Source organism: Rhodococcus xishaensis (assembly GCF_004011825.1).
Classification (GTDB): Bacteria; Actinomycetota; Actinomycetes; order Mycobacteriales; family Mycobacteriaceae; genus Prescottella; species Prescottella xishaensis.
In genome coordinates, this window is the sequence record NZ_RKLO01000001.1 from 724,843 (window position 1) to 750,233 (window position 25,391).

24 protein-coding genes are annotated in these 25,391 nt (G+C 67.7%); 13 read left to right on the forward strand and 11 right to left on the reverse strand.

Annotated elements, in window-relative coordinates; all coding sequences use genetic code 11:
* The first annotated feature begins 32 nt into the window (after nt 1–32).
* The 4 genes from EGT50_RS03455 (at nt 33) to EGT50_RS03470 (ending at nt 3,564) form a co-directional block, all read left to right on the forward strand.
* Nucleotides 33–1,238 carry an ArsA family ATPase gene (locus EGT50_RS03455; RefSeq protein WP_206615741.1) on the forward strand — a complete coding sequence of 402 codons (1,206 nt, stop codon included), beginning with the start codon at nt 33–35 and terminating at the stop codon, nt 1,236–1,238.
* Nucleotides 1,235–1,606 (forward strand): hypothetical protein, encoded by a 372-nt coding sequence (locus EGT50_RS03460; RefSeq protein ID WP_206615709.1) that lies wholly within the window; start codon nt 1,235–1,237, stop codon nt 1,604–1,606. Before EGT50_RS03455 ends, EGT50_RS03460 begins: the two co-directional genes overlap by 4 nt.
* Before the next feature lie 80 nt (nt 1,607–1,686).
* The gene (locus EGT50_RS03465; RefSeq protein ID WP_127951155.1) at nt 1,687–2,688 is read left to right on the forward strand and encodes an ROK family protein; all 1,002 of its coding nucleotides are present in this window, start codon (nt 1,687–1,689) and stop codon (nt 2,686–2,688) included.
* Nucleotides 2,689–2,832: 144 nt separating this feature from the next.
* On the forward strand, nt 2,833–3,564 hold the full coding sequence (locus tag EGT50_RS03470) for a lysophospholipid acyltransferase family protein (RefSeq protein WP_127951156.1): 732 nt from the start codon (nt 2,833–2,835) through the stop codon (nt 3,562–3,564).
* A 227-nt stretch (nt 3,565–3,791) separates the two neighbouring features.
* On the opposite strand, the gene EGT50_RS03475 is transcribed toward EGT50_RS03470, so the two are convergent.
* Nucleotides 3,792–5,096, reverse strand: coding sequence for a glycosyltransferase 87 family protein (locus EGT50_RS03475; RefSeq protein ID WP_127951157.1), 1,305 nt, complete (start codon nt 5,094–5,096; stop codon nt 3,792–3,794).
* Between the two features lie 107 nt (nt 5,097–5,203).
* Between EGT50_RS03475 and EGT50_RS03480 the strand changes: the two genes are divergently transcribed.
* Both EGT50_RS03480 and EGT50_RS03485 read left to right on the forward strand, forming a co-directional pair.
* Nucleotides 5,204–5,695 (forward strand): polyadenylate-specific 3'-exoribonuclease AS, encoded by a 492-nt coding sequence (locus tag EGT50_RS03480; RefSeq protein ID WP_127951158.1) that lies wholly within the window; start codon nt 5,204–5,206, stop codon nt 5,693–5,695.
* A gap of 89 nt (nt 5,696–5,784) precedes the next feature.
* Nucleotides 5,785–7,170 carry a class II 3-deoxy-7-phosphoheptulonate synthase gene (locus tag EGT50_RS03485; RefSeq protein WP_127951159.1) on the forward strand — a complete coding sequence of 462 codons (1,386 nt, stop codon included), beginning with the start codon at nt 5,785–5,787 and terminating at the stop codon, nt 7,168–7,170.
* A gap of 17 nt (nt 7,171–7,187) precedes the next feature.
* Here the strand turns inward: EGT50_RS03485 and pknB are convergent, their stop codons facing one another.
* Nucleotides 7,188–9,218, reverse strand: coding sequence for a Stk1 family PASTA domain-containing Ser/Thr kinase (gene pknB / locus EGT50_RS03490; RefSeq protein WP_127951383.1), 2,031 nt, complete (start codon nt 9,216–9,218; stop codon nt 7,188–7,190).
* Nucleotides 9,219–9,339: 121 nt separating this feature from the next.
* On the opposite strand from pknB, the gene EGT50_RS03495 reads away from it, so the two are divergent.
* Nucleotides 9,340–9,708: an Rv2175c family DNA-binding protein gene (locus tag EGT50_RS03495; RefSeq protein ID WP_127951160.1), complete on the forward strand. Its 369-nt coding sequence runs from the start codon at nt 9,340–9,342 to the stop codon at nt 9,706–9,708.
* 17 nt (nt 9,709–9,725) lie between these two features.
* Here EGT50_RS03495 and EGT50_RS03500 read toward each other — a convergent pair whose 3' ends face one another.
* The 4 genes from EGT50_RS03500 to EGT50_RS03515 all read right to left on the reverse strand — a co-directional run bounded on the left by EGT50_RS03500 (nt 9,726) and on the right by EGT50_RS03515 (nt 15,060).
* The gene (locus EGT50_RS03500) at nt 9,726–10,661 is read right to left on the reverse strand and encodes a phytoene/squalene synthase family protein (RefSeq protein WP_127951161.1); all 936 of its coding nucleotides are present in this window, start codon (nt 10,659–10,661) and stop codon (nt 9,726–9,728) included.
* A gap of 10 nt (nt 10,662–10,671) precedes the next feature.
* The gene (locus EGT50_RS03505; protein WP_127951162.1) at nt 10,672–12,282 is read right to left on the reverse strand and encodes an alpha-(1->6)-mannopyranosyltransferase A; all 1,611 of its coding nucleotides are present in this window, start codon (nt 12,280–12,282) and stop codon (nt 10,672–10,674) included.
* An 85-nt stretch (nt 12,283–12,367) separates the two neighbouring features.
* Nucleotides 12,368–13,933 (reverse strand): phytoene desaturase family protein, encoded by a 1,566-nt coding sequence (gene crtI / locus EGT50_RS03510; protein WP_164873330.1) that lies wholly within the window; start codon nt 13,931–13,933, stop codon nt 12,368–12,370.
* A 5-nt stretch (nt 13,934–13,938) separates the two neighbouring features.
* The gene (locus EGT50_RS03515; protein WP_127951164.1) at nt 13,939–15,060 is read right to left on the reverse strand and encodes a polyprenyl synthetase family protein; all 1,122 of its coding nucleotides are present in this window, start codon (nt 15,058–15,060) and stop codon (nt 13,939–13,941) included.
* A 168-nt stretch (nt 15,061–15,228) separates the two neighbouring features.
* Here EGT50_RS03515 and metF point away from each other — a divergent pair, with 168 nt between their 5' ends.
* Entirely contained in the window at nt 15,229–16,200 is a 972-nt protein-coding gene (metF, locus tag EGT50_RS03520) for a methylenetetrahydrofolate reductase [NAD(P)H] (RefSeq protein ID WP_206615710.1), read from the forward strand.
* Between the two features lie 5 nt (nt 16,201–16,205).
* Here metF and EGT50_RS03525 read toward each other — a convergent pair whose 3' ends face one another.
* The 5 genes from EGT50_RS03525 to EGT50_RS03545 are packed head-to-tail and all read right to left on the reverse strand — an operon-like array spanning nt 16,206 to nt 21,241.
* Nucleotides 16,206–17,408 carry a glycosyltransferase gene (locus EGT50_RS03525; protein ID WP_206615711.1) on the reverse strand — a complete coding sequence of 401 codons (1,203 nt, stop codon included), beginning with the start codon at nt 17,406–17,408 and terminating at the stop codon, nt 16,206–16,208.
* An 11-nt stretch (nt 17,409–17,419) separates the two neighbouring features.
* On the reverse strand, nt 17,420–18,154 hold the full coding sequence (locus EGT50_RS03530) for an LppM family (lipo)protein (RefSeq protein WP_206615712.1): 735 nt from the start codon (nt 18,152–18,154) through the stop codon (nt 17,420–17,422).
* A gap of 23 nt (nt 18,155–18,177) precedes the next feature.
* Nucleotides 18,178–19,005 carry a carotenoid biosynthesis protein gene (locus EGT50_RS03535; protein WP_127951165.1) on the reverse strand — a complete coding sequence of 276 codons (828 nt, stop codon included), beginning with the start codon at nt 19,003–19,005 and terminating at the stop codon, nt 18,178–18,180.
* A complete protein-coding gene (locus EGT50_RS03540; RefSeq protein ID WP_127951166.1) occupies nt 19,002–20,606 on the reverse strand; it encodes a phytoene desaturase family protein in 1,605 nt (534 codons plus the stop codon). Before EGT50_RS03540 ends, EGT50_RS03535 begins: the two co-directional genes overlap by 4 nt.
* Complete coding sequence (locus tag EGT50_RS03545; protein WP_127951167.1) at nt 20,603–21,241, reverse strand: GNAT family N-acetyltransferase; 639 nt, start codon at nt 21,239–21,241, stop codon at nt 20,603–20,605. Before EGT50_RS03545 ends, EGT50_RS03540 begins: the two co-directional genes overlap by 4 nt.
* Nucleotides 21,242–21,500: 259 nt before the next feature.
* Between EGT50_RS03545 and EGT50_RS16955 the strand changes: the two genes are divergently transcribed.
* The 5 genes from EGT50_RS16955 (at nt 21,501) to EGT50_RS03570 (ending at nt 25,372) form a co-directional block, all read left to right on the forward strand.
* Nucleotides 21,501–21,980 (forward strand): SAV_6107 family HEPN domain-containing protein, encoded by a 480-nt coding sequence (locus EGT50_RS16955; RefSeq protein ID WP_235870531.1) that lies wholly within the window; start codon nt 21,501–21,503, stop codon nt 21,978–21,980.
* A gap of 140 nt (nt 21,981–22,120) precedes the next feature.
* Complete coding sequence (locus EGT50_RS03555) at nt 22,121–22,546, forward strand: DUF3040 domain-containing protein (RefSeq protein WP_127951168.1); 426 nt, start codon at nt 22,121–22,123, stop codon at nt 22,544–22,546.
* Nucleotides 22,547–23,074: 528 nt separating this feature from the next.
* The gene (mraZ, locus tag EGT50_RS03560) at nt 23,075–23,506 is read left to right on the forward strand and encodes a division/cell wall cluster transcriptional repressor MraZ (RefSeq protein WP_127951169.1); all 432 of its coding nucleotides are present in this window, start codon (nt 23,075–23,077) and stop codon (nt 23,504–23,506) included.
* A gap of 199 nt (nt 23,507–23,705) precedes the next feature.
* Entirely contained in the window at nt 23,706–24,722 is a 1,017-nt protein-coding gene (rsmH, locus tag EGT50_RS03565) for a 16S rRNA (cytosine(1402)-N(4))-methyltransferase RsmH (protein WP_127951170.1), read from the forward strand.
* A complete protein-coding gene (locus EGT50_RS03570) occupies nt 24,719–25,372 on the forward strand; it encodes a hypothetical protein (protein WP_127951171.1) in 654 nt (217 codons plus the stop codon). The genes rsmH and EGT50_RS03570 overlap by 4 nt, the downstream gene beginning before the upstream one ends.
* Nucleotides 25,373–25,391: the final 19 nt, after the last annotated feature.

The window sequence follows — 25,391 nt, forward strand, 5'->3', positions numbered from 1 at the left end:
CCACCGACCCCGCCCGCGGCGCACAGGTTCGGCTGTTCGTCGGCAAAGGCGGCGCGGGCAGGACGACGATTGCGGCTGCGACGGCTGTCGCGCTCGCCGAACAGGGGCAAAGGGTCCTGCTGGCGTCTGTCGATCAGGCACATTCCCTGTCGGAAGTGCTCGACTGCTCTGTCGCACGCGGCGCCGAGACCCAGGTCGCGGCCGGGCTCGACGCAGTCGAGGTCGACACGCTCGCGTTGCTCGAGGAGCGCTACCGTGGGCTCGCGATGCTGCTCGCACTGGGCGGGGCGCACGCTCACGGAGTCCAACTCACGGACCTTGCCCCCGAGGAGCTGACGGGGTTGCCCGGCGTCGAGGAGTTGCTGGGACTGGGGGAGATCGTGCGTCTCGCGAGTCAGGGACGTTGGGACGTCATCGTCGTGGACTGTCCGCCGACCGCGGACGCGTTGCGTGCGTTGACGGTTCCCGAATCGGTGACCGGGTATGTCGAGCGGGTCTGGCCCCAGCACCGCCGGGTCACCGCCGCGACGGGCTCCGACGCGCGATTGGCGTTCGTCGTCGCGATGGTCGACCGCTTCCTCGACGCGACCGCGGCGGTGTCGACACTGCTGACCGACCGGTCCCGGACCTCGGTGAGGGTGGTGACCTCTGCCGACCATGTCGGATTTGCCGAGACCCGGCGCGTCCTTTCCGCAGCAGCACTCGCGGGCCTGCGGGTCGATGCAGTTGTCGTGAACAAGCTCCTACCGCAGCTGGATTCGGATGGCACCCCGAGCGGTGTCGCGGACTGGTACCGCACCCGCCGAACGGCGCAGCAGACCGCTCTCGCCGAATTTCGATCCGGGTCGGGTGGGGTTACCGTCCTCTCGACCGACGAACTGCCCGTAGAGCCGATAGGGTGGGATGCTCTCGGCGCTGTCGCGCGGACGGTCTATCCGGCTGCCGTCGATGTGTCGGAGGTCTGCCGGAGCGACCGCGCGCCGGTGCTGGTCGCGCTCGAATCGGGTTCGGGTGACCGGGAATCGGTGTACACGATGCGGATGCACCTTCCGCTCGTCGACTCCGGGACATTGACGTTGGGACGAGTGGAGGACGACTTGTTGGTGGGGGCCGACGGCAGACGCCGTCGCGTGCGTCTGGCATCGGTGCTGCGCCGGTGCGTCGTGCGGGACGCGATTTTGGACGGGACCGAGCTGGTCGTGCGCTTCGTCCCAGATCCGGCGGTGTGGCCGCAGTGACCGAAGAACACACCGAACTGGTCGCCGAACTGCGCGCCCTCGCGGAGACCGTGCTCGACCGGCTCGACCCGATTCTGGAGAGGGCAGCAACCGGAGCGGTCAAGGACAGCGCGGCCGACGGTGAGCCGACCGGCAGTAGCTGCTCGTGGTGTCCGCTGTGCGCTCTTGCCGCGTTGATCCGCGGTGAACAGCACGATCTCGTCACGCATGTCGCCGCCCAGGCGTCGACGTTTCTCGCGGAGTTGCGCAACGCGCTCGAGGAGCACGCCGCCCAGGTCGCCCACGACGGGGCCACGTCGACCATGGGCGAGGAAGCGGCCCCCGCGCCGCCCTTCGTGCCGATTGACGTGACGATCAGGAACTCGTGACTATCAGGAACTGGTGACGAACAGGGGCTCGTGGCGATCAAGAATGTCGGACACGCGGGACCCGGCGTAGCCGCGCCTCCATGAGGCTGGGCACAATCGACGGCGTGGACAGCGCCGGACCTCTCACCGTGGGTGTCGATATCGGTGGCACCAGCATCTGGGCGTCCGTCGTCGACGGCGACGGACAGGTGCTCGACTCGGCCCACGCGCCGACTCCGCACTCGGCCGATGCCCTCGAACGGGGTGTCGAGCGCGCGGTCCGCGAACTCGCCCACCGGCATGACGTCGCGGCAGTCGGTCTCGCGGTGGCCGGATTCATCGACTCCGACCGCACGACGGTCCGTTTCGCCCCGCACCTGCCGTGGGTGGACGCGTCCGTCGCACGCTCGCTCGGGGAACGACTCGGCCTGCCGATCGTCCTCGAACACGACGCGAACGCAGCCGCGTGGGCGGAATGCCACTTCGGAGCGGCCGCCGGTGGTCACAACGTCGTAATTGTCGCGATCGGCACCGGGATCGGCGCGGCGCTGCTGATCGACGGGCGCCTCTATCGTGGAAGCTTTGGTGTGGCACCGGAACTGGGGCACTTGCAGGTCGTCCCCGATGGTCGCGCCTGCCCGTGCGGCAAGCTGGGATGCTGGGAGCGATACTGCAGCGGGACCGCGCTGGTCGAGACAGCGCTCGAATTGTTGGCCGCCGACCCGTCCGCGTCGACGGTCCTCGCCCGCGACGTCGCGGTCGATCCGGGGGCGCTGACGGGACGCCGGATCGCGGCCGCCGCGGAAGACGGCGACCCACTGGCCTTGGCCACGTTCGCGGACTTCGCGAAGTGGCTCGGGGTTGGGCTCGCCACGGTCGCCGACGTGTTCGATCCGGATCTGATCGTGATCTGCGGCGGCGTGGGCAGCTCCGCTCCGCTGTTCCTCGACGCCGCCCGTGAGCACTATGCCCGGCTTGTCACCGGGTCGGGTCACCGCCCGCTCGCCCGGGTCCGGCACACGCTCCTCGGCGAGGCCGCCGGCATGATCGGTGCAGCGGATCTCGCTCGCGCGTCTGTGTCCGATCCTCCGGGTGATCGTTGAGCACCCCCGCAGCTCCTGCCGCGAGACGGCAGGTGGGGCGCCGTGTGGCAGCTTCAGAGACTGCTGAGTACAGTCTTGGACAAAGGCGAGCCTGGGACGAACCTGGGTAGACCCGGGGGAAAAGAGCTGGGACGGAAGGGCGCCATGTGGTACTGGCTGTTTAAGTACGTGTTGTTGGGTCCAATGCTGTGGCTGCTCGGTCGCCCGAAAATCGAAGGCGTCGAGCATATTCCGAGCGACGGTCCGGCGATTCTGGCCAGCAACCATCAGGCTGTGCTCGACTCGTTCTTCTTTCCCCTGCGAGTCAGGCGCCGCATCACGTTCCTGGCGAAGAGTGAGTACTTCACCGGCAGGGGCCTCAAGGGCGCGTTCCAGAGGTGGTTCTTCTCCGTGGTCGGCCAGGTGCCGATCGACCGGACGGGAGCCGATGCCGCCAAGGATGCGCTCGACGCGGGCTTGCGAGTGCTGTCCCAGGGCAAGCTTCTCGGCATCTACCCCGAGGGCACCCGCTCTCCCGACGGCCGCCTGTACAAGGGCAAGACGGGCATGGCACGGCTCGCGTTGGAATCCGGCGTCAAGGTCATCCCAGTCGCGATGATCGGTACCGCGAAGGTCAACCCGATCGGCTCCAAGATGTGGAGGCCGGCGAAGGTGACCATCCGAGTCGGTGAGCCGATCGACTTCTCGCGCTTCGAGGGCATGGGCGGCAACCGGTTCGTCGAACGTGCCGTCACGGACGAGGTCATGTACAAGCTGATGCGCCTGTCGGGTCAGGAGTACGTCGACATCTATGCAGCGACGCTCAGGAACCCGGCACCGGAGACCGGGCAGTCAGTCAACGATGTCACCCGCCTCCCGGACACCCGAGCCGGCTGATGTTCCGGCCCCGCGGGCGAGGCCTCGACGACGACGCCGTTGGCCCCGGACAGTAGCGTTGACCCCCAGCTAGCGTTGGCCCCGCGGCGCGGGGAATCAACAGTTCCGGTGTCCACGCTGGCCGGGCCGATGGGCGACGGCCGACGCCGGTGAACTCGGCCTGCGAGTACCCTGTCTACCCCGAGACAGTGCGGGATGGCTTGCGGCGGCGGAATCCGAAAGGTGTATCACCGTAGGCGAATTCGGTGTCCGCTGTGCTCGCTCGAGCTGACGTCCCGTCGTCCGAGGCTCACGACTACGATTGCCAACAAGACGACAGCCCACCATACGTACGCTGACGCGAGGAGCTGGTCCCACAGGGGCCAGTCGGTGCCCTCCCAGCGACCCTGCCCCAGGCGCCAGTGGGGCGCGATCACGAACATTGCCCAGCTTGCCAGCCCTCCCGCGGCGAGGAGTGCACTGCGACGCCGGTACGCCTCGACCCCGACCAATAGCAGCAGCGGAGCCACCCAGACCCAGTGGTGCGACCACGAGACGGGCGAGACGAGCAGGGCAAGCAGGGCGTTGACGCACAGGGCCAACGCTGTCGCCCCAGCGGCGAGCGCGCGGTGCATCGCGACCGCCGCGAGCATGAGGACGGCGGCGCTGAGCCCCAGCCACAACAGGCTGCGCAGCGACGGGTCCACGCCCAGGCGCGCAAGGACTCCGGTGATGCTTTGATTCGGCGGGTACGCCGCACGGCCGATTCGTCCGGAGTCGAACAGCGTGTGGGTCCAGTACTGCCAGGAATCTGCCCGAGTGAGGACGAATCCGACCGCTCCTGCCGCGAGGAAGCTCAGTCCTGACGTCACCGCAGCGCGGAAGTCCTTGCGCACCAGAAAGAACAGAACGAACGCCGCGGGCGTCAACTTGAGTGCGGCTACGAAGCCGATCAACATGCCGCGTGGCCACGGAGTCTTCTTCAACAAGCAGTCGGCCGCCACGAACGCCATCAGCAGGATGTTCACCTGTCCGTAGTCGAGCGTCGAGCGCACGGGCTCGAGGGTGAGAGCGGCGGCGGCTGCGGCGAGTGCCGTCCAGGTCAGCGTGGCGCGAGGCGAAACCCCGAGCGATGCGAGTGTGAGGGCGAGGGTCGCCAGCAGCGCCAGCAGCGAGAGTGTGGTCAGCACGACCCCGGCCGCCTCGAGCGGGATCAGTGACATCGGGCTGAACACCACGGCCGCGAGCGGGGGATAGGTGAACGGAAGGCCCACGCCCGCGAGTGTTGGAGGCATCGTGCCGTACAACGGTCCGCCATCGACGAACACCGAACCGCCCAACCGATAGACGTCCAGGTCGATGCGGTAGTAGAAGCCGATGTCACGCAGGCCGGGAACCCCGATCAGGTGGTATGCCGCACCGACCGCGGCGGCGAGCACGATCGCGACACGGGCGAGGATGCCCAGCGGCGACAACCGGGCGGACACCTCCGGTGCGGGGCCTACGCCGTCGGTAGGAATCGGGTCGGCAGACTCGGGGGAGCGGGTGCGCACCAGACCATCTTTCTACGAACAGGGGGCGCAGTGTCCAGTGACCCGCCGCTCGGGCCCGACCCGGGGCAGTGTCGAGAGCCCCGGCACGTGGGCATAGGCTCCCCACCGTGCGCTACTTCTACGACTGCGAGTTCATCGAGGATGGTCGCACAATCGAGCTCGTCTCGATCGGTGTGGTTTGCGAGGACGGACGAGAGTTCTACGCCGTGTCCACCGAGTTCGCTCCTGAGCGGGCCGGCAAATGGGTACGCCGCAACGTGTTGCCGAAGCTGCCGCCGCCATCGTCGCCGCTCTGGAAGAGCCGGTCGCGAATTCGGGACGATTTGATGAAGTTTCTCGTTCCGAGGCCCGGAATCGAGCCCGAGTTATGGGCCTGGGTCGCCGCATACGACCATGTCGCGCTGTGTCAGTTGTGGGGTGCGATGACCGAACTGCCGTCGTGCATGCCCCGCTACACCCGTGAACTGCGTCAACACTGGGAGTTCCACGGGTGTCCGCCGCTGCCACCGGTTCCGGACGAGGCGCACGACGCGCTCGCCGACGCCCGGCACAACCTCGCGAAATTCGAGGCGATCGAAGCCTTCCGCACAGTTCGGTGACAGGAATCGCGCGCCGGGACGGGGCAACGATTCTCTATGAATGAGGGCCTTCGCTCCCTCGGGCTCGACGAGGCGAATATCCTGAAGTGGTGAACTGGACTGTCGACGTTCCGATCGACCGCTTGCCCCAACTGCCGCCACTGCCCGCCGCCATGCGGGCGCAGCTCGACGCCGCGCTCGCAAGGCCGGCCGCGCAGCAGCCGCAGTGGCCCGCCGACCAGGCCGCAGCCATGCGCACCGTCCTCGAGAGCGTGCCGCCGATCACGGTGGCCAACGAGGTCGAGGCACTGTCGCGGAAGCTTGCTGAAGTGGCCCGCGGTGAAGCCTTCCTGCTGCAAGGGGGTGACTGCGCGGAGACCTTCGCGGACAACACCGAACCGCACATCAAGGGGAACATCCGCACGCTCCTTCAGATGGCCGTCGTGCTCACCTACGGTGCGAGCCTCCCGGTGGTCAAGGTCGCGCGTATCGCCGGTCAGTACGCCAAGCCGCGTTCGTCGAACACCGACTCGCTCGGCCTGCCGTCCTACCGCGGGGACATGGTGAACTCGCTCGTCGCCGACGAGGCGGTCCGTGTCCATGATCCTTCGCGTCTGGTGCGCGCGTACGCGAACGCCAGCGCCGCGATGAATCTCGTCCGAGCGCTGACGGGTTCCGGGATGGCCGATCTGCACAAAGTTCACGACTGGAACCGCGAGTTCGTCACCTCCTCTCCCGCTGGAGCCCGCTACGAGGCCCTCGCCGCCGAGATCGACCGCGGCCTGCGATTCATGGACGCATGCCGGGTCACCGACCCCAACCTGCAGTCGGCGCAGATTTTCGCCAGCCACGAGGCCCTCGTGCTCGACTACGAGCGAGCGATGCTGCGCCTGGACAACAGCGACGACCACCCCAAGCTGTACGACCTTTCCGCGCACTTCCTTTGGATCGGTGACCGCACCCGCCAACTCGACGGCGCGCACGTTGCCTTCGCGGAACTCGTGTCGAACCCGATCGGTCTCAAGATCGGTCCGACCACGACGCCTGAGCAGGCTATCGAGTACGTCGAGCGCCTCGACCCGACCAACAAGCCAGGCCGGCTGACGCTGATTTCCCGGATGGGCAATCAGAAGGTGCGTGATCTGCTGCCGCCGATCATCGAGAAGGTGCAGGCCACCGGCCACCAGGTGATCTGGCAGTGCGACCCCATGCACGGCAACACCCACGAGGCCACCACCGGCTACAAGACCCGCCACTTCGACCGCATCGTCGACGAAGTGCAGGGCTTCTTCGAGGTTCACAACGGCCTGGGCACCCACCCGGGGGGCATCCACGTCGAGATCACCGGTGAACACGTCACCGAGTGTCTCGGTGGCGCGCAAGATATCTCGGATGTCGATTTGTCCGGTCGCTACGAGACCGCATGCGATCCGCGGCTGAACACCCAGCAGTCTCTCGAGCTGGCGTTCCTGGTCGCGGAGATGCTGCGCGGTTAGATCAGAGTGCGGTTAGATCAGAGTAGCGAGGTGAGGGTGATCGTGGTGCCCGGTGGGACCCGATCGCCCGCGCTGGGGCTCTGGCCGATGACGAGCGACCGGTCGGAGCTGACGAGCTGGCGCACCTGGTAGCCCAGTCCGAGCCGATCGAGTTCACTCTTCGCCGATTCGACCGAGCGTCCCAACAGCACCGGCACCTTCACCGCGTTGGACACCGTCAGGACCACGCTCGACCCGGCCTCGACGTTCGCGCCCACGGCCGGGTCGGTGCCGATCGCGTCGCCGGCGTCGACGTCGGCGTCGAAGACTTGTTGCACTTCGCGCACCGTGATCCCCACCGCGTCGAGCGCCTCTCGTGCTGCGTCCTCGGACATCCCGGAGACATCGGGTACGTCCACCGGCGGCGCGCCTTTGCTCAGGATCATCTGGACCTGAGAGCCGACGTCGAGCACCGTCCCTGGCGCTGGTTCCAGCGCTGCAACCGCGCCGACCGGGACCCGGGCGCTGAACGCCTCACCACCTTTGACCGGCACGAACGTGCGCTCTTGCAGGGCCGCCTCGACCGCCGCGAGATCGCCGTTACCGGTTACCTCCGGGACGGCTGGCCGCCCCAACGACACGAGGATGGTGACCGAGGAGCCACGCGGCACTTTCGACCCGGCACTCGGGTCGGTCCCGAGGACGGAATCCACCGCGGCAGCGTCGGAGTACTGCCCTCTGGTCTTCGTCGTGAAACCCGCAGCCTCGATGGTCGCCGCGGCCGCAGCCCGGTCCTGACCGTCGATCACCGGAACCGCGGCGTAGCGGCCGGAACCGAGCCACCAGCCGCCGAATCCGACGGTGGCCGCGATCAGCAGTACGGCCAGGAGCCACACGAGAACCGTGCGCCGGGAGCGACGCAGGCGTGCCTCGACATTTCCGAACGGATCGGCGGCGGGGTCATCGACCGGGGGTGGGGGCTCGTCCTGGGGGAGACGTGCAGTCACGGTCGTGACGACCTTGGTGTGTTGGAGTCCCGATTCCGGTGCCGGCGACGCCAGCACTGTGGTCGCATCGTGGCCGGGGGTTTGATCCGGGCTGTGATCCGAGGCGGGTCGCGTCGGGTGGGCGGCGACGGGCTCGTTCGGTGTCCGTGAGGTCGTGTCCGCCGACGCGGGTGGTTGCTGGGGGACACGGCGAGGCGCCGGAACCCGATAGGTCGGCAGCTGCAACTGTGCACTGACCGAGCGAAGCTGCGTTGCCATCACGCCCGCGTCGGCGAAGCGCTCGTCGGGATCGCGTTCGGTCGCCCGGACCACGAGTTCATCGAACTCCGGTGGCACTCCCTCGATGAGTCCGCTCGGCTCGGGAACGTCGTTGTCGATCCGCTGGTAGGCGATCGACAGCGATGTGTCGCCAGTGAACGGAGCGGTGCCTGTGAGCATCTCGAACAGCAGCACACCCGCGGCGTAGACGTCACTGCGCGGATCGGCTGTGCCGGTGGTGACCTGCTCGGGGGAGAGGTACTGGGCTGTGCCGAGAATCACGCTGCGTGATGTCGTGTTCGACGCGGCGATCGCCCGCACCAGACCGAAGTCGGCGATCTTGACATCCCCAGCGTGGGAGATCAGTACGTTCTCCGGCTTGATGTCGCGATGGACCAGTCCGGCCCGGTGGGCGACGGCGAGCGCCTCGAGGACGGGCCGTGCGACCGCCACGACCGCGTGCGGCGGCATGGGTCCCCGTTCACGGAGCAGCTCACGCAGCGTGCCGCCTTCGACGAGTTCCATGACGAGAAACGCGTGTGCGCCGTCGCTGCCCTGATCGTGAACGCCGACCAATCCTGGGTGGTTGAGCCGAGCCACCGCGCGGGCCTCGAACTCGAAGCGGGCGAGGAACTGGGGGTCGGCCGCGAACTGCGGGTCCATGACCTTGATCGCGACCGGACGGTCCAACCTAAGGTCCATGCCGCGGTAGACCATGGACATTCCACCGCGCGCGATGGGTGCGTCGATGCGATAGCGCCGGTCCAGCACGACACCGATCAACCCTTGACCTCCGGGATTCAAGCTCGCGCCCTCTCGTTCGGCGTGCATGGATTCTTCTCGATCGTAGTCAGCTCGAGCCGCAGTTCCGTCACCGCAGCGCCGACCGTGGTCGTACCAGCGGTGACCGGATAACGTATCGAGAATGAGCGCTATCCCCTACTGCGAAGACGTGCTGGACCCGTCGATTCCGCTGCTGCAGCTGGCAGACGTGTCGAAGGGGATGGGTCTCGCGGTTACGCGCGTGCATCAGTTGCTGCGTGACCACCATCTGATCGCTGTCAAGCGCGATGGCGTCCTCGGTATCCCTGAAGCGTTCTTCGGGGAGGACGGGCACCCCGTCCGGTTGCTGTCCGGGCTGATCGTCGTACTGCGTGACGGCGGCTACGAGGACGTCGAGATTCTGCGCTGGTTGTTCACCGAGGACGACACGTTGCCGGGATCCCCGATCAACGCCATGCACGGTCATCAGGCGCGCGAGGTCGTCCGGCGCGCCCAGGCGATGGCTTTTTGACCGGCCTTGGTCGATTCTCACCGCGATCCGACGAGCGACCAGGCGAGCAGGGGTAGAGCCACCGTCAGACGCCGGTGCCGGGGCACGGTCGCACGTTGATCGAACACCCTGAAACCGCTCTTCTCGATCTCGTCGAGGATTTCGGCGTACAGGACGTTCGCGGCACGGATACCCGGTCGGACCCGGGGTTCGAGCATGTCGAGTCCCGGCTCGGCGCGGCGGTAGACCGCGCGGGTGACGGCGACGAAATGGGCGAGTGCCCGGTGTAATCGCCGGTCGACGGTCCCGGTCCGACGGCAGTGCTGCACTAATTCGCTGTCGACGCCGAACGCGCCCAGCTCGTCTGCGGGTAGGTACACGCGTCCGCGATCGAGGTCCTCACCGAAGTCGCGCAGGAAATTCGTCAGCTGGAAGGCCTCACCTAGCGCGGCCGCGTACGGTTCGGCTTCGTCGATAGGGACGGTGGTGCCGAGGATCGGCAGCATCTGCAGCCCGATCACCTCGGCGGACCCGTACATGTATCGCCGCAACGTAGCCATGTCGGGGTAGGCGGCATGGAAGGTCGGTGTGCCCGGGATGTCCATGCGCATCGAATCGAGGAACGCGCAGAAGTACTCGACCGGAATCGCGTACCGGTCGATGGTGTCGGCGAGGGCGGGGAGCACTGGTCCGGCGCATGAACCGTCGACCGGGCGGCCCGCGAGCGCGTCATGCAACTGTGCCTCGACAACGTCGAGCGTGGTGGCGCGCTCCATGGGGGTCCGGCCAGAGCAGTCGACGTCGACGACGTCGTCGACGGTGCGCGCGAACCCGTACAGGGCGTGCACCGCGGGACGCCGGTGCGCGGGCAGAAGGCGGGTGGCAAGGAAGTAGGTCCGGCCGTGTTCGGCCGCGAGTCGCCGGCACCGGCGGTACGCCGAGGCCAAGTCGCCGCTCGGAACTCGTCGGGTCACAGCACTAGGGTCACAGCGGCGACGATTGGCGCTCGGAAGTCGTCTGAACCGGTTCTTCTGCGATCTGTTCGGTCGAAGTGTGAGTCTTCTCCGACACCGATCGCAGCCGCAGCGGGTCCACCGTCCTGAGCGAGATCGCCGCGACGATTGCGGCGACAACGGCGAGGGCAACGTGGAAGAACGTGTACAGGCCGATCGATCCGTCGGGCTGGAATACCAACATGAGCCAGGTCGACAGGCCGACGAGGATCTGGAGCGTCCGCGTCGACATCGCGAAACCGGCGGCGATGGCGAGCGGCCACGAGTAATACCACGGCAGGGCGGCAGGGGACAGGATCACGATCGCGACCAGAGCGAGCAGGATGCCCATGACCGCGTCTCGTTCGGTCTTTCGGGACCGCCACCAGATCCAGACGAGCAGGCCCACGAGCGCGACCGCGCAGATCGTGCGGGTGACGTCGAGGACGGGCTCGAGCCGCAAACCCGTAAACCATCCGGTGCCGACCGTCACGATGTGCGCCATGATCGTCGGCAGCGACAGCCAGTTGACGATCTTTGCTGAGCCGGAGAGCGCGGTCAGCCAGCCGAGGCCGACCCCGGCAACCGCCGACGCACCCGTGAAGATCGCAGCGAACACCGCGACCCCGGCCCCCGCTGTCCGGACGAACGACGCAATCGGTGTCGCGGGCTCCCGGTCCTCGGCCAAGGCACGTTCGCGCTCATGGATCATCCAGATCCACACGACGAACGGCAATGCGATCGCGGCCATCGCCTTGACTGCCACCCCGACGGCGATGATTGCGACGGCCGCGACGTGCCGGCGGTCGAGAGCGAGGGTGATGCCGGCGACCATCAGTCCGACCATGAGGAGTTCGTTATGGACACCGCCGATCAGGTGGATCAGCACCAGCGGGTTGAGGACAGCGAGCCACACAGCGATGGTCGGCTTGCCGCCGAGTTGGCGGGCCAGCCGCGGCAGTGCCCACACCAGTAGCGCCAGCCCGGGCAGCATCGTCAGGCGTAGCAGCATTGTGCCGGCGACGACGTTGTCGCCCGTGATCGTCGTGATACCCGCGCCGAGCAGCAAGGAGATCGGACCGTACGGCGCCGTGGTCGTGGTCCACACGTTGCTGACGTTGTCGAGCAGGAGGCCGGGGTTGGCCACCGGTCCCACCGCATATGGGTCGAAGCCGTCTCGGAGCAGGGCGCCCTGCGCGAGGTACGAGTAGGCGTCCCGGCTGAACATCGGGACTGCCAACAACATCGGGGCTGTCCAGACCGGAACGGTCCACGACAGGGCCCGCAGGCCGACGCGGCCGTTGATGGCAGAGCGACCCAGGCGCACCCACGCGATGATCATTGCGAGCACGCCGCCCCAGACGATCAGCGTGGAGAGGGCATAGCCGTGGCCGAACCGCAGCCAAGACAGCCGCATCTCCTCGAGGAGGGGATCGTGGCGACGAACGCTGCCGGCGCCGAATCCTCCGAACGTGAGCATGAGCGCGCCGACGAAGCCGAGGACGGTCGCGTGCCCCTCGGGAGTCCGCAGGTAGTCGGAGCTTGCGCGCAGCCGGGACCGTCGGTCCACAGGGGAATCGAGGGTTCCGGAACGGGCCGACATCGGTGCAGGTTCCTCCCCCGGAAGGGTCGTTAGGTGGTGCCTGCAGGGGTCGTGGGCTGCCGGCAGCATAGGACGGCTAGCTAGTTTATCGGGTCGCCGGCCATCGCTGGGCAAGCCCCGGCTCGAGGGGGCCGCAGATGCGTTCCGCAGCCAGCTTGCCCGAGATCAAGACCGTCGGTACGCCCACGCCCGGCGTCGTCCCCGAGCCGGCCAGAACGACGTTCGTGCCAGACGAGGCCAAGTTGCGGCGTCGGAAAGGGCCGGTCTGCCGGAAAATGTGTGCCGGCGCGAAGGGACTGCCTGCCGCCATCCCGCGGTCTGCCCATGTCAACGGGGTATCGATGTGGTCAACGACATAGTCGGAGGCGATTCCGCGGTAGCCGCGGCTCTCCAGGGTTTGCAGGAGTTCGCGCTGGTAAGCATTGGTCAGCCGCCGCCAGTCGAGCGGAGCACTCTCGAGGTTGGGGCAGGGTGCGAGCACCGACAGGGGTTCGTGTTCGACGCCGTCTCGGCTGACGGTGAGTCCCGGATCGGTGACGGCTGGCCGGGTGATCAGCAGCGACGGGTCGGTCATCAGCCGACCGCGGCCGCGACCCGCGGCGATCTCGGTGAAGGTGTGCTCCCACTCGGCGCCGAAGTCGATCGTATGGTGATGTGCCTCACCCCAGCGGGACGTGGTCGCACGAGGGATCGTTCCGTGCAGCACGACCGCCGACGGTGAGATGCGTTGCCGTCGTCGCCGTCTGCTACGCAGAAGATCGTCGACGACCGGCAGATCCGGGGTGAGTACCAGCGCATCGCACGGGAAGGCTCGGCCGTCGGCGGTGTGCACCGATCGTGCCCGTTCACCCGATCGTTCGATGCGAATGACATCGGCCCCGAAGTGCAGGTGCCCGCCCGCCGAGGTGAACGCGTCGGCCATCGCCTCGGCGATGGCGTGCATCCCGCCGCTGGGAAACGACACCCCGAGCGAGGTGTCCATGTGGGCTATCGCGCCGTATACCGCGAGCGCTTTCGCCGGCGCCACGCCCGCGTACAGCGCCTGGAACGTGAAGATCCGTTGAAGCCGGGGATCGGTGACCCGGCGGGCCACCTGCCGACCCAGCCTGCCGAATCCGCCTGCCGCGATCAGCCGCAGCAGGCCGGTCGCCGACTTCCTGGTCGCGAACAGATCCAACGGTGAATCGAAGTTGGCGTCGATGAACGAGTCGAACTCGGCGTCGAAAACCCGGGCCAGCCAGTGGCGCAGGTCGAGGTATCGGCGCGCCTCGGCCGGACCGCACACACGTGTGATCTCGGCGACCATCCGCTCCGGATCGGAGTGCACGTTGATCGTCGAACCGTCCGAGAACCTGGCGTGGTACGCCGGATCGAGGCGGTGCAGCAGAAGAGGGGGTGTCGTGGCGTCGAGGTCCGAGCCGACGGCCCCGAGAGCGTCGCGCACCAGTTCGGGCATCGTGAGTACGGTGGCGCCGTTGTCGATGACGTACCCGGGTCCCTCGTACGTCCCGACGCGGCCACCCGGTCGGTCGTCGCGCTCGAGCAAGGTCACGTCACGGCCGCTGCCACGCAGATGCAGGGCCGCCGAAAGTCCAGAGAGTCCCGCGCCCACGACCACGACGCGGTCGGTCGTACCGCGGACGGTCCGCACGGTGATCAGGCGTCCCGGCGAGTGACCGCTATCGCCATCTCCCGCAACAGGCGCTTGCCCTCATCGGTGGCGGTGCTGGCATCCAGTGCGGTCAGGGCACTGTCGGTGAGTTCGGCGATGCGGCGCTCGGCGTCATCGACCGCGCCGAGGTCGGTGATGACCGATCGCAGTCGCGCGACCTGTGCCTCCGAGAGGTCGGTGCCGATCGACTCGCGCAGCAGGGTCGCGGCCGCCGGATCGGTGTCGTCGGCCCGCCGGAGCGCGACGGCAAACAATACGGTTCGCTTGCCTGCACGCAGGTCGTCCCCGGACGGCTTGCCGGTGACGTCTGGATCCCCGAACACGCCGAGCAGGTCGTCGCGCAACTGGAACGCGATCCCGACGTCGGTGCCGAAGCGTCGATACGCATCCACGAGGGAGGAATCGGCGGCGGCAATCACCGCACCGAGGTGCAGTGGCCGCTCGATGGTGTACGCGGCCGTCTTGTACCGGTTGACCCGCAGGGCGGACTCTATGGACTCGTCCGCCCGTACCTCGTTACTGATGTCGAGAAACTGGCCGCCGAGCACTTCGGTCCGCATCGCCGACCAGACCGGCGAGATGCGGCCGAGCGCATCGTGGTCCAGGCCGGCGTCGCGGATCATGTCGTCGGCCCACGCCAGCGCAAGGTCGCCGAGGAGTATCGCGACTGCGTTGCCGAACTCCGCCGAGCCACCGCTCCAGCGCTGCGCGCCGTGTTGCTCGGCGAATTCGACGTGCACGGTGGGGAACCCACGTCGAGTGGTGGAGGCGTCGATGATGTCGTCGTGGACGAGGGCGCACGCCTGGACGAGTTCGAGGGCCGCTGCGGTGCGGAGAGCGGCGGGCGCCTGCGGACCGTGCGGATCGCCGCCGGCCCCGAGCCAACCCGTCCAGGCGAACGCCGGCCGCACCCTCTTGCCGCCGCGCAGGACGAAGTTCTCGAGCGCAGCGACGGCAGTGGCATACCCGCTCCCGACGGTCTTGATCGTGTCGGAGCGCGACGCGAAGAAGTCCCGGAGCGCCTGCTCGACGAGGGCGGTGAGAGGCGGGGTGGGTTGGGTTGGGCGAGTGGACTCACCTGCTCCAGCGGACAGGACTGCCTCCAAGTTGGGTGGGACTCGATGCCGGGTCAGATTGCCGCACGGCGGACGTGGCGCGCGCGAAATGCCTCGTTCCCACCTTAGTGGTCGCCGGTGGTCGCCACGGAAACGGCGCCCGAGGCCAGGGCTCGACGTGCTGCGGGTCGGTCGCGCGGGTCAACCTATGCTTGGCTGGTGACATTCGAAGCAGTTCGGCCACACAACAGCGCGGGTCGGGTCAGTCAGACCCCCTCGATCGTGAACCGGATCCGCTCCTCCGCGAGCGGTCGGATCCCCTTCTCGGTCGAGTTCTCTCCGCCTCGCGACGCCGCTGCCGAGGCGCGGTTGTGGCGTGCCGTCCGCGAGTTCGAACGGTTGAATCCGGCATTCGTGTCCATGACCTACGGCGCCGGGGGTTCGACCCGGGACCGTACCGTGCGCGTCACCGGGCAGATCGCCGAGGAGACCACCCTGTTGCCCGTGGCGCACCTGACCGCGGTCGGGCACAGCATCGACGAACTGCGCGCCATGTGCGGTGCTTACGCTGACCGGGGAATCAGCAACATCCTCGCGTTGCGCGGCGACCCGCCAGGCGACCCTCTCGGTGAGTGGGTCAAGCACCCCGAGGGTGTCGAGTACGCCGAGGAACTCGTGCGCCTCGTCCGCGATATGGGCGACTTCCACGTCGGTGTCGCGTCGTTCCCGGAAGGGCACTACCGCGCCCCTGACCTCGAGCACGACACCAGGTACCTGGTGCAGAAGTTGCGTGCGGGCGCCGAGTACTCGATCACTCAGATGTTCTTCGACGTCGAGGACTACCTGCGGCTCCGGGATCGGGTCGCTGCGCACGATCCCGAACAGGCGGAGAAGCCGATCATTCCGGAGATCATGCCGATCACATCGCTGCGGTCGGCCCGGCGAAGCCTCGAACTGTCCGGTTCACACCTGCCGCGTGCGTTGGAGGAGCGTCTGCGCCGTGCCGCCGGCGACGGCCCCGAAGAGGACCGTGCGGCGGTTCGCGAGGTCGGGATCGAGGTCGCGACCGAGATGGCAGAGCGGCTCATCTCCGAAGGTGCACCGTGCCTGCACTTCATCACCCTCAACTTCGCGCGCGCTACCAGTGAGGTACTCGCGAACCTGGGGACGTCGATCTCGGCCAGGGTCTGAAGCCTTCAGGCTTCGGGGCGCATCCCGCCGCAGCTGAGGTCGCGACCCTTCCACCGCAGCCTGCCGCGTCGCCGGCGGAAGTGGGACGCCGTGGTCAGGTGGATCAGCCCCAGGACTGAAGCCGGGTGGGTGGCCGCGTCCGCCAAGTCCCGCAGACGTGGGCGACCGCCGGTCTCAGCCGCACGTGCGATGAGCCGCGACGCCGCGGCGGCTGCGTACCCCGCCGCGCCCCATCCCCGGGTGTGGCCGCGCCCGAACAGGAGGGCCGCCGGTGGGAGCACGTACGCGACCGCGGCGAGGGTCGATACAACCGTGGATCCGACGGGGGAGCCGAAGGCGCTCCACAGCCATCGCGTATAGCCCTCGCGCAGCTCGGTCGGATCGGTGTACATCCGGCACGACGCCAGGTCCCGGGCGGCGGCAACGATCGTGCGTTCCCCCCGACGTCGCAGAGCGCGGGCGATGCCGAGATCCTCGGTGACGTTGTCCGCGACCGCAGCGTGGCCACCGAGTCGGTAGTACGAGGCCGCGTCGAACACAAGAAACTGCCCACACGCGACCGCCATCGACGGACGGGTGCTGCGGTTGGCTGCACTCACGGGCAGGGTCGCGAACCACGACCAGCACAGCAGCGGCTGGAGCAGGCGCTCGACGAGCGCTCCGGCTTCCTGTCGGGGCCAGGGCGACACGAGGGCGGCGCCGCAACGACGCAACTCGGCCGCCGCGACGGCGAGAGCGTCGGGCGCCACGCGGACGTCGGCGTCGAGGAACATCAGCACGCCCGGGCGTTGTGGATCCATCAAACGGCTCGCGTGCTCGGCGGCTAGGTGGCACGCCGCCGTCTTTCCGAGCCAGCCCGACGGCGGTGGGTCGGTGCTGCGGATCAACGCGAATCGCCCGTCGCCGGCGAACGCACGCCGTGCGACGTCGGCTGTCCCGTCCGAGGAGTCATCGTCGAGGACGAGAACACGAAGGGTGCTCAGCCCACGTTGGGCCCTCAGGTCTGCGATGAGCGTGGAGATGCGATCGGCCTCGTTGCGCGCCGGCACGACGACCGTCACCGGGTCGACTACCGGCTCCGATCGCGAGCGGGGCAGCGTCAAGCCGGGCAGTGCAATGGCGTTCGCGGCTGCGACCACCGCGCCGCCGACCGCGAATCCGGCGCCGACGCGGGTGGCGACGGCGAGGAGGCGGAACGGTCGAACCACGGCTGCTGGGTTTACCGCGTCGACGATGAGAGCGGCGTCTTCCGCCGCGGGCCCCGAGGTGTCGGACGGTTCCGGTTGGACCACGCCATCACACCGACGATCGCAGCGACCGCGATCGCGACACCGGCCGCCATGCCGGCCCAACCGGCAAAGCTGCGTGTGTCGGGGTCTGGATATCGGACCTCGGCGCGCAGCGTGCTGACCTCACCGGCCGGGAGCTTCCACGTGACGGTCGAGTCGCCCTGGCGGACGCCGTTCGTGGTCGCGACTCTGGCCGGGAAGGCGACCGTGAACTGCACGTCGGCTCCCTGGGCGGGAACGTCCTCGAGGTTGATGCGGCCGTCGAGGCTCACCAGGTCGCCGGACCGCCGCAACGCCAGCTGTAGGTCGGTGCCGGTCTCGCTGTACATCGAACCGAGTTGTTGGACCTCGCCGAAGGAGAGCCCGTTGAAGAAGGCCTCCGTACCGACGTAGCCGTCCCGCCGGTACTCCTGAACCCGAATCCGGTTGGTGAGGGCGCCGGGCGGCGTCAGCTGCGGTCCTCGATCGTTCTCGTCTGTCGGGACAGTCGCCGCAACGATCTGCCCTGACACCTTGTCGTCGGCGGAGATGCCCATCGACACCTGCACCCGGAGACATCCGGCCAGCAACGGAACTACAAGCAGCGCGAGCGCTGAGGACGCGAGCAGGCGGCGCCGGCGGGAGCGAAGAACGAGGTCAGGAGTGGACGGCTGCACAGCGGACATCGTGCCAGGCACCGCGATTCGTGTCAGGCAGTGGGGGTGTCGTCCAATCGGGCACGGGTTTCGTCGCGGTACAGGCGGGCCAGCCGCAGCAGCAGTGGAACTCCGACCGCGCCCATCACGACCAGCCCGTAGACAGCCGAGTATCGCAGTTCCGGTGCGTTCAGGAAGACTGCGTGCGCCAGGGCCGAGCCGAGCCACGTCCATAGGAACAATGCGATCGGCACCGCATCACCTCGCGCGGACCTCCGCGCCGGACCGACCCGGCGATCGAGCAGGTCGACAAGGATCGCCATGACCGCCGCCACGAGGAGCCAGCCCCCGTAGTTGGTCAGCGGGATGTGCGCGATCCCGGGAAGTCCGGCGTCGGTGACACACCAGCGCCACTGTCCGTCGGCGACCATTTGCGGATCGAGGTACAGGTCCCAGCCGACGACGCCGACCGTCACGAGCGCGAAACGCGGCAGTCTGCCGGATGTGATCAGCGACGCAGCGCACCACACCGGGTAGAAGCCGGCCGTCCAAGCGAACGGCACCACCAACGGAACATCTGCGACCGACCACCCCAGTCGCTCGGTCGCGTACTGGTAGCAGCCATACGGGATTCCCGTCGCGGTACCGACGACCTCGGACATCAGGCCGATTCCGGCGGTCACCAAGACCATGCCGGCCGTCCACCGGCCGCCGCGGGTGGCGAGCGAGTGCACGATCGATGCGGCCGCCAGGGATGTGACCACCGCGACCGTCACGACGTCGCGGGCCCGGCCCTCTACCAACGGATAGACGATCTGGGTCGCGATTGCCACGGCCGCGATCACCGCGGACAGCTGCACGAGCGATTTCGAGGCCGTCATCGCAGGGTCTTGCGGAGGACCTGACGCAGGCGTCCACCGTGGGCGTCCGCGAGTGCGATCCGGGCGGCGCTGCGCCCGCTCGCTCCCGACACTCCACCGCCGGGATGCGTCGACGCACCGGTCAGGTACAGGTTGTCGGCGCCCGGGACGCGGTGCGCCGACAATTCCGGGATCGGCCGCCACAACATCATCTGGTCCAGCGACATCTCGATGTGCATCACGTTGCCGCCGAGCAGGCCCATCTCGTGCTCGATGTCGATGGGCGTCTGCACATACCGGTGACGGATGCTGTCGGCGAAGCCGGGTGCGAGGGCGTCGACGCCCGCGACGACACGGTCGGCCTCCCGCTCGCCGAGGTCGGCCCAGTTTCGGCCGCGGGACAGTGCGTACGGGTGCCACTGCGACCACAACGTCACTTGATGCTCGCCGGCGGGCGAGATCGTGGGATCGATGCCACTGAAGCTCATCGCGAGCACGGCGGGCTCTGCTGGCAGTTCCCCGGCGAGGGCGGCGCCGTGCGCCGCCCTGAGCTGGGCGCGGTCCGAGACGAGCAACTGCAGACCCGACGTGGTGATCACGTCGGCAGGCGCGCTCGGGTACGAGGGCAGGGCGTCGGTGCCCAGCCTCAGCACCATGCCGATGCCGGGGCCCACCCGGATCCGTCGACGCCACCCGGCGAGCGTGTCCCGGTCGTAGCCGCCGCGCTCGAGGAGGTCCAGCGTGGTCAGCACGTGACAGCCGGCGATGACGGTGCGGGTCTGGACCCGGCGCCCGGACTCGGTGACCACCGTCCATCCGCCGCTGTCACGCCGCAATTCGGTGACGCAGTCACCGAGGGTGACGGTGCCGCCGTCCGATTCGAGACGCGAAGCCAGGGCGGTGGTCAGCGCGCCACTGCCGCCGACTGCGCGGCCCGGCGGAAGCGTGTGCATCAGTGCTGCGAAGCCGACCATCGGCGCGGTGCCGGGCTCGGACATCGGCGGTCCCGACTGGGCACCGAACCATGCGAGTGCAGCCTTGAGCGGTTCGCTGTCGAAGTAGCCGTCGAGCAGTGCGTCGCCTGTCGAGAGGAACTCGCGGGAGAGGGCGGCGCCACCGCCGGAGGCATCCAGGCCCCAGAAGGAACGCAGGAGGTGAGCGCCTGTCGGTGGTGCCGAGAACGCCCGCATCACCCTCTCGCTGCGTGGGCCCCACGTGTGCACGAAGCGCCGGTAGGCGTGCGCGTCGGCGACTCCGCACGCCCCCTCGATCGACCGACATGTCTCGTCGAGGCTGCGATGAAAGACGATTCCCGGCCGGTCCGAACCCGCCGGGGCGGGCGCGAAGGCCCATGGGTCGCAGTCGATGTAGCGCAGCCCGTGAGCGGCGAGGTCGAGTTCCTCGATGATCCCGGTGTGTCGGATCATGATGTGCGCCGAAGATCCCCGGTCCACCTTGTGGCCGGGAAATCTCTCGACCGTCGAGACGGCGCCGCCGAGCACTGTGTCGCGTTCGAGCACCTCGACCGACCGGCCCGCGCGAGCGAGATAACACGCGGACACCAAGGCGTTGTGGCCGGAGCCGACCACGACCACATCGGTGCTCGCAGGTGCGCCGATCACAGAGGCAACCCCCGGCCCAGAACCGCGAACGGCCTCCGGTCACCGGCGAACGCGAAGTGCCGAACGACGTCTCGGAAACCCAATCTCCGGTACAGCCTCCATGCACGGTTGTCCTCCTGCTCCACTTCGGGAGTGGACAGCAGAACTCCGCGCTCCGGGCGATCGTTCAGGAGCCGGCGCAGCAGTCGTTCCCCGATCCCGTGGCCCTGTGCACTCGGGTGGACGTGCAACTCGGTCAGTTCGAAGTAGTTACCCAGGATGTATTCGATCTGGTCGCGGCCCCACCCTGTTGCCTGCATGCCGCGGCGGACTTGTTGGTGCCACCACTGATCGGGCGCACCGCGGTAGCCGTACGCGATGGCAACGAGGGGAGCGTGGCGGTCCGTGTGCGTGGGGTCAGGTTGCACGGCACCGACCGCACGCCACCCAGAGCGCCCCGTGTGTTCGGTCCACATCGGGGCGCGGTGGGACTCGGTACCACGTGGGTAGCCCATAGCCGCGATGTAAATTCCCAGCGCCTCGGGCAGTCGGGCGCGCATCTCGGCCTCCGACAGGTCCACGACCACCGGAACGTCCTGGTTCGCGGTGCGGCCCTCGCCGGGGCTGGCGCCGGGGTGCGCGCCGGTGCTGTCCATGCTCGCGCTCGCCCTCTTTTCTTGACGACGTGTCGGTGGGTCCAGCTATATTGAATATGTCGAACATGTGTTCGACATCGGCGATCCGGTGATGTTCGAGGGAAGCGAATCATCACCGGATCTCCGGGTCTGCACTCGGGAGCGGTGGGAGGTGCGCGGGGTCATGTCGGAAGTCATTCGGGGGATTGGTGCACGGTCTGTATCCAGTCTGTCGAGGATTGCGGTCGGGTGCGCAACTCCAGTGAGTTCACCGTGGTCGATGCCGGTTCGAGCGACGACGCTATTGCGCCGGGCGGATGGCTTGCTGTCGGAGGCCGTAGGGGCGGGGGAGGCCGGGGAACGTTTCCGTTGCTCCTATCTCGGGGCTCTGAAGGGTGCTGCGGCGCTGCTCGCAGTGGTGGAGATTAATGTCGGTTCGGTAAGTTCTCGGCGGCCACGGTCACGAAGTGCGTGGGTGCTCATGGCGCGGGCGGTGCCCGAGTTCGTCGAATGGGCTAACTATTTCGCGGAACATTCCGCGCTGCGAGCCTCGATCGAGGCCGGTGTCGCGCAGACGGTTTCGGATGCAGATGCAGACCACTTCTACTTGCAGGTAGGGCGGTTCCTGATGGCGGTCGAGGATTTCCTCGCGGACGGCGCTCGGAAGGGCGACCTTCCCGGGCTGGCGGGCCGGCATCCAAGGGGTGATTCCGGGCACGTTGGCGCTGCCGTGAATGGAGATGTCCGGGATAATCACTGATTCGTCGGGAACTCGTCGGTGGAGTAGGTGGTATGGAATGGGTGCACCTCGTATTATTGAATTCAGGTAGCCGCCAGTGAGTTACCCACCTTCCCGTACCGCGGGCGAGGTGCCGATTCTTTAGTGCCGGGGGAGGTACCGTGCCACTCTCCGAGCACGAGCAGCGCATGCTCGACCAGATCGAGAGCGCGCTCTACGCTGAGGATCCCAAGTTCGCGTCCACAGTGCGGGGCGGGCGCATGCGTGCCCCTTCCGCCAAGCGTCGATTGCAGGCGGTGGCCCTTTTCGTATTGGGTCTCGTTCTCCTTGTCGCGGGCGTGGCTCTAGATGTGCGGGTGGGCGAGTTTCCGATCATCAGTCTGGTCGGGTTCGTCGTGATGTTCGGTGCCGGTATTCTCTTCCTCCTCGGCGGAGCGAAGGGTCACCTGGCGGCGGTTCCCGACGGGGACGGCACTCCGAGCGAGTCGGGCGGATCGAATCCGCGCAAGTCCCAAGGTGGCAAGAAGTCCGGCGGATTCTCCTCTCGTATGGAGGATCGCTTCCGGCGGAGGTTCGAGCAGGAGTAGTTCGCAGGTTTCGAAGCGGCGGTGGCGCCGACCGATACGGTCGCGCCACCGCCGCTTTCGACTGCTCGCCGTCGTGAGCGCCGGTGTCGGCCCGCGGGCGCCGGCCGCCTGAGCCGCCGTGTGCCCAGCGTCCGCCGGACCCCCACGGTTCCCCACTCGGGCGCCCCACCGTTCCCCACCGGAGTCCGACCACGGATCGAACGTGCTGATGCGGCTGGTTGAGGCATCGAGCATGGGTGTCCTGGACAGGCCTTGCCTTGTCTCCAGGCGGACCGATTGATCTTGGTATGCGCGTTTTGGGCAAAATGTGTTCGCCATCACGCGCGTAGTTCCACCACTTCCGGCACCCGCTGTGAACTGCGCTTATTCGCCGAATCTCGCCGAAGTGAAGATCAAATCGAGTCGAATGTGGGGGAGAGTGGGGTAAAGTGGCGGGCAGTGGATCGGGGAGGTGATCCACTGCAAGTGGGGGGTACCGACCGGTATCGATCCCGACGTTCGCTACAGGCCCCGGCGGGAGGTGTCGAGATGTTCCTCGGTACCTACACGCCGAAGTTGGACGACAAGGGGCGGCTCACGCTGCCCGCGAAGTTCCGGGACGCGTTGGCGGGAGGGTTGATGGTCACGAAAGGACAGGACCACAGCCTCGCGGTGTATCCACGCGAGGAGTTCACTGCGCTGGCTCGTCGTGCCGCAGCGGCATCCCGTAGCAATCCGCAGGCTCGCGCCTTCGTGCGAGGGCTCGCGGCGGGCACCGATGAGCAGCACCCCGACGCTCAAGGTCGGATCACGTTGTCCGTGGACCATCGCCGCTACGCGGGGCTGTCCAAGGACTGTGTGGTCGTCGGATCGGTCGACTTCCTCGAGATCTGGGACGCCCAGGCATGGACGGACTACCTCGGGGAGCACGAAGAAAGTTACTCACAGGCCAGAGACGAGGCGCTCGAGGGGATCTTCTAGCCCACCGACGCCGCGAGTGCCGCGAGGCCTCTGCCCGAGCGTGACCCTGGCGCACTTCCCCAGCGCCAGGTTCACCACCGGGACCCTGACGCCCTTCCCCAGCGCCAGGTTCCCTGATCGGACAGGGACCTCGAGGCATTCGCCCTCCACACCCGACGACGCGCAAGCACCAGAGCATCGAGCAAGAGCCGGAGGAGAAATGGTCGACGGCGAGGACGACACCGAGTTCGCCCCGGGCGAATTCGGTCATGTCCCCGTCCTCTTGCGCCGCGCGGATGAACTCTTGGGCCCGGCAATCACCGCCGAGAACCCGCGAGGCGACGGCGCAGTGATGATCGATGCGACGCTCGGCCTCGGTGGACACTCCGAACATTTCCTACGCGCATACCCGGGTCTGCACCTGATCGGTCTCGACCGTGACCCCGAGGCACTCCGGATCGCATCCGATCGGCTGGTGTCATACGCCGACCGCACCACGTATGTACACACCCGCTACGACGGCATCGTTGATGCGCTCGAACAGGCTGGGCTGGACGCGATCGGTACCGTCCACGCCATCCTGTTCGACCTCGGTGTGTCTTCGATGCAACTCGACGAGGCCGATCGCGGGTTTGCCTACTCGGTCGACGCTCCGCTGGACATGCGGATGAATCCGACGGCGGGCATCACCGCTGCCGAGGTGCTCAACACCTACAGCCGCGGCGAGTTGGCTCGCATCCTCAGCGCGTATGGCGAGGAACGCTTCGCGAGCCGCATCGCGTCCGAGATCGTGCGACGCCGTCAGAAGCAGCCGTTCACTACCAGCGGGGCACTGGTCGAACTCATCTACGACGCCATTCCGGCCGCGACTCGCCGGACTGGCGGGCATCCCGCGAAGCGGACGTTCCAGGCGCTGCGAATCGAGGTCAACGGTGAGTTGGATTCGTTGCGGGCCGCGATCCCCGCAGCCCTCGACGCCTTGGCGGTCGGTGGACGCGCCGTGTTCATGTCTTATCAGTCACTCGAGGACCGCGTCGTCAAGCAGGAACTGACCCCGCGTTCCAAGTCCAAGACGCCCGAGGGTCTGCCCATGGAACTGCCGGGCATGGGACCGGAGTTCCGGATCCTCACCCGGGGTGCGGAGCGTGCGTCCGAGCAGGAAATCGAGGACAACCCCAGGGCAGCGCCCGTGCGTCTGCGCGCAGCGGAACGAATCGCGAGGAGGACGACAGCATGACTGTTCAGGCGGCTCCCACCGAAGGGGTCCGGCGGTCCAAAGCGGTGAAACGGGCGTACAAGCGCCGTGACCAGCGCTCCTCGGCCGTCGACGGCCATGCTGCTGCAGTGATCTCGCAGGGGACCTCGCCCCGGACGATCGTCGCCCGAATCCCGTTCGTGGCCATGATTATCGGTCTGCTGTGCCTGGGACTGGCTGCGACACTGCTGCTGACGACGCGCGCAGCCGAGGATTCGTACGAGCTTGCGGACGCCCGGGCCCACAACCAGGGCTTGCGGGAGCAGGCAGCGACACTCCAGCGTCACGTCATCGCGGGTAACTCGGCTCCGGTCTTGGCTGCGAAAGCGGCGGAGCAGGGACTCATTCCGGCGAAGGATCCGGCGCGGCTGGTCTTGGACGCAGACGGCACTGTGCGCGTGATCGGTACTCCCGAACCCGCTGCGGGCGAGCCCGTCGCGCCGCTCGACCGGACCCCACCTCCGGCGCCAGAGGCACCTGAGGAACCGGCACGGGAAGTGCAGACAGCACAGCCCTCTGAGATCGTGCAGCCTTCACCGCGGCCGAGCAATGACGGAAGGATCCAGGCTCATGGTGAGCGACTGACGCCGTTGGCGGTCGTCACTGCACCATTGGCAGGTACGCCACAGTGACGTCCCCGCGTGGACGCCA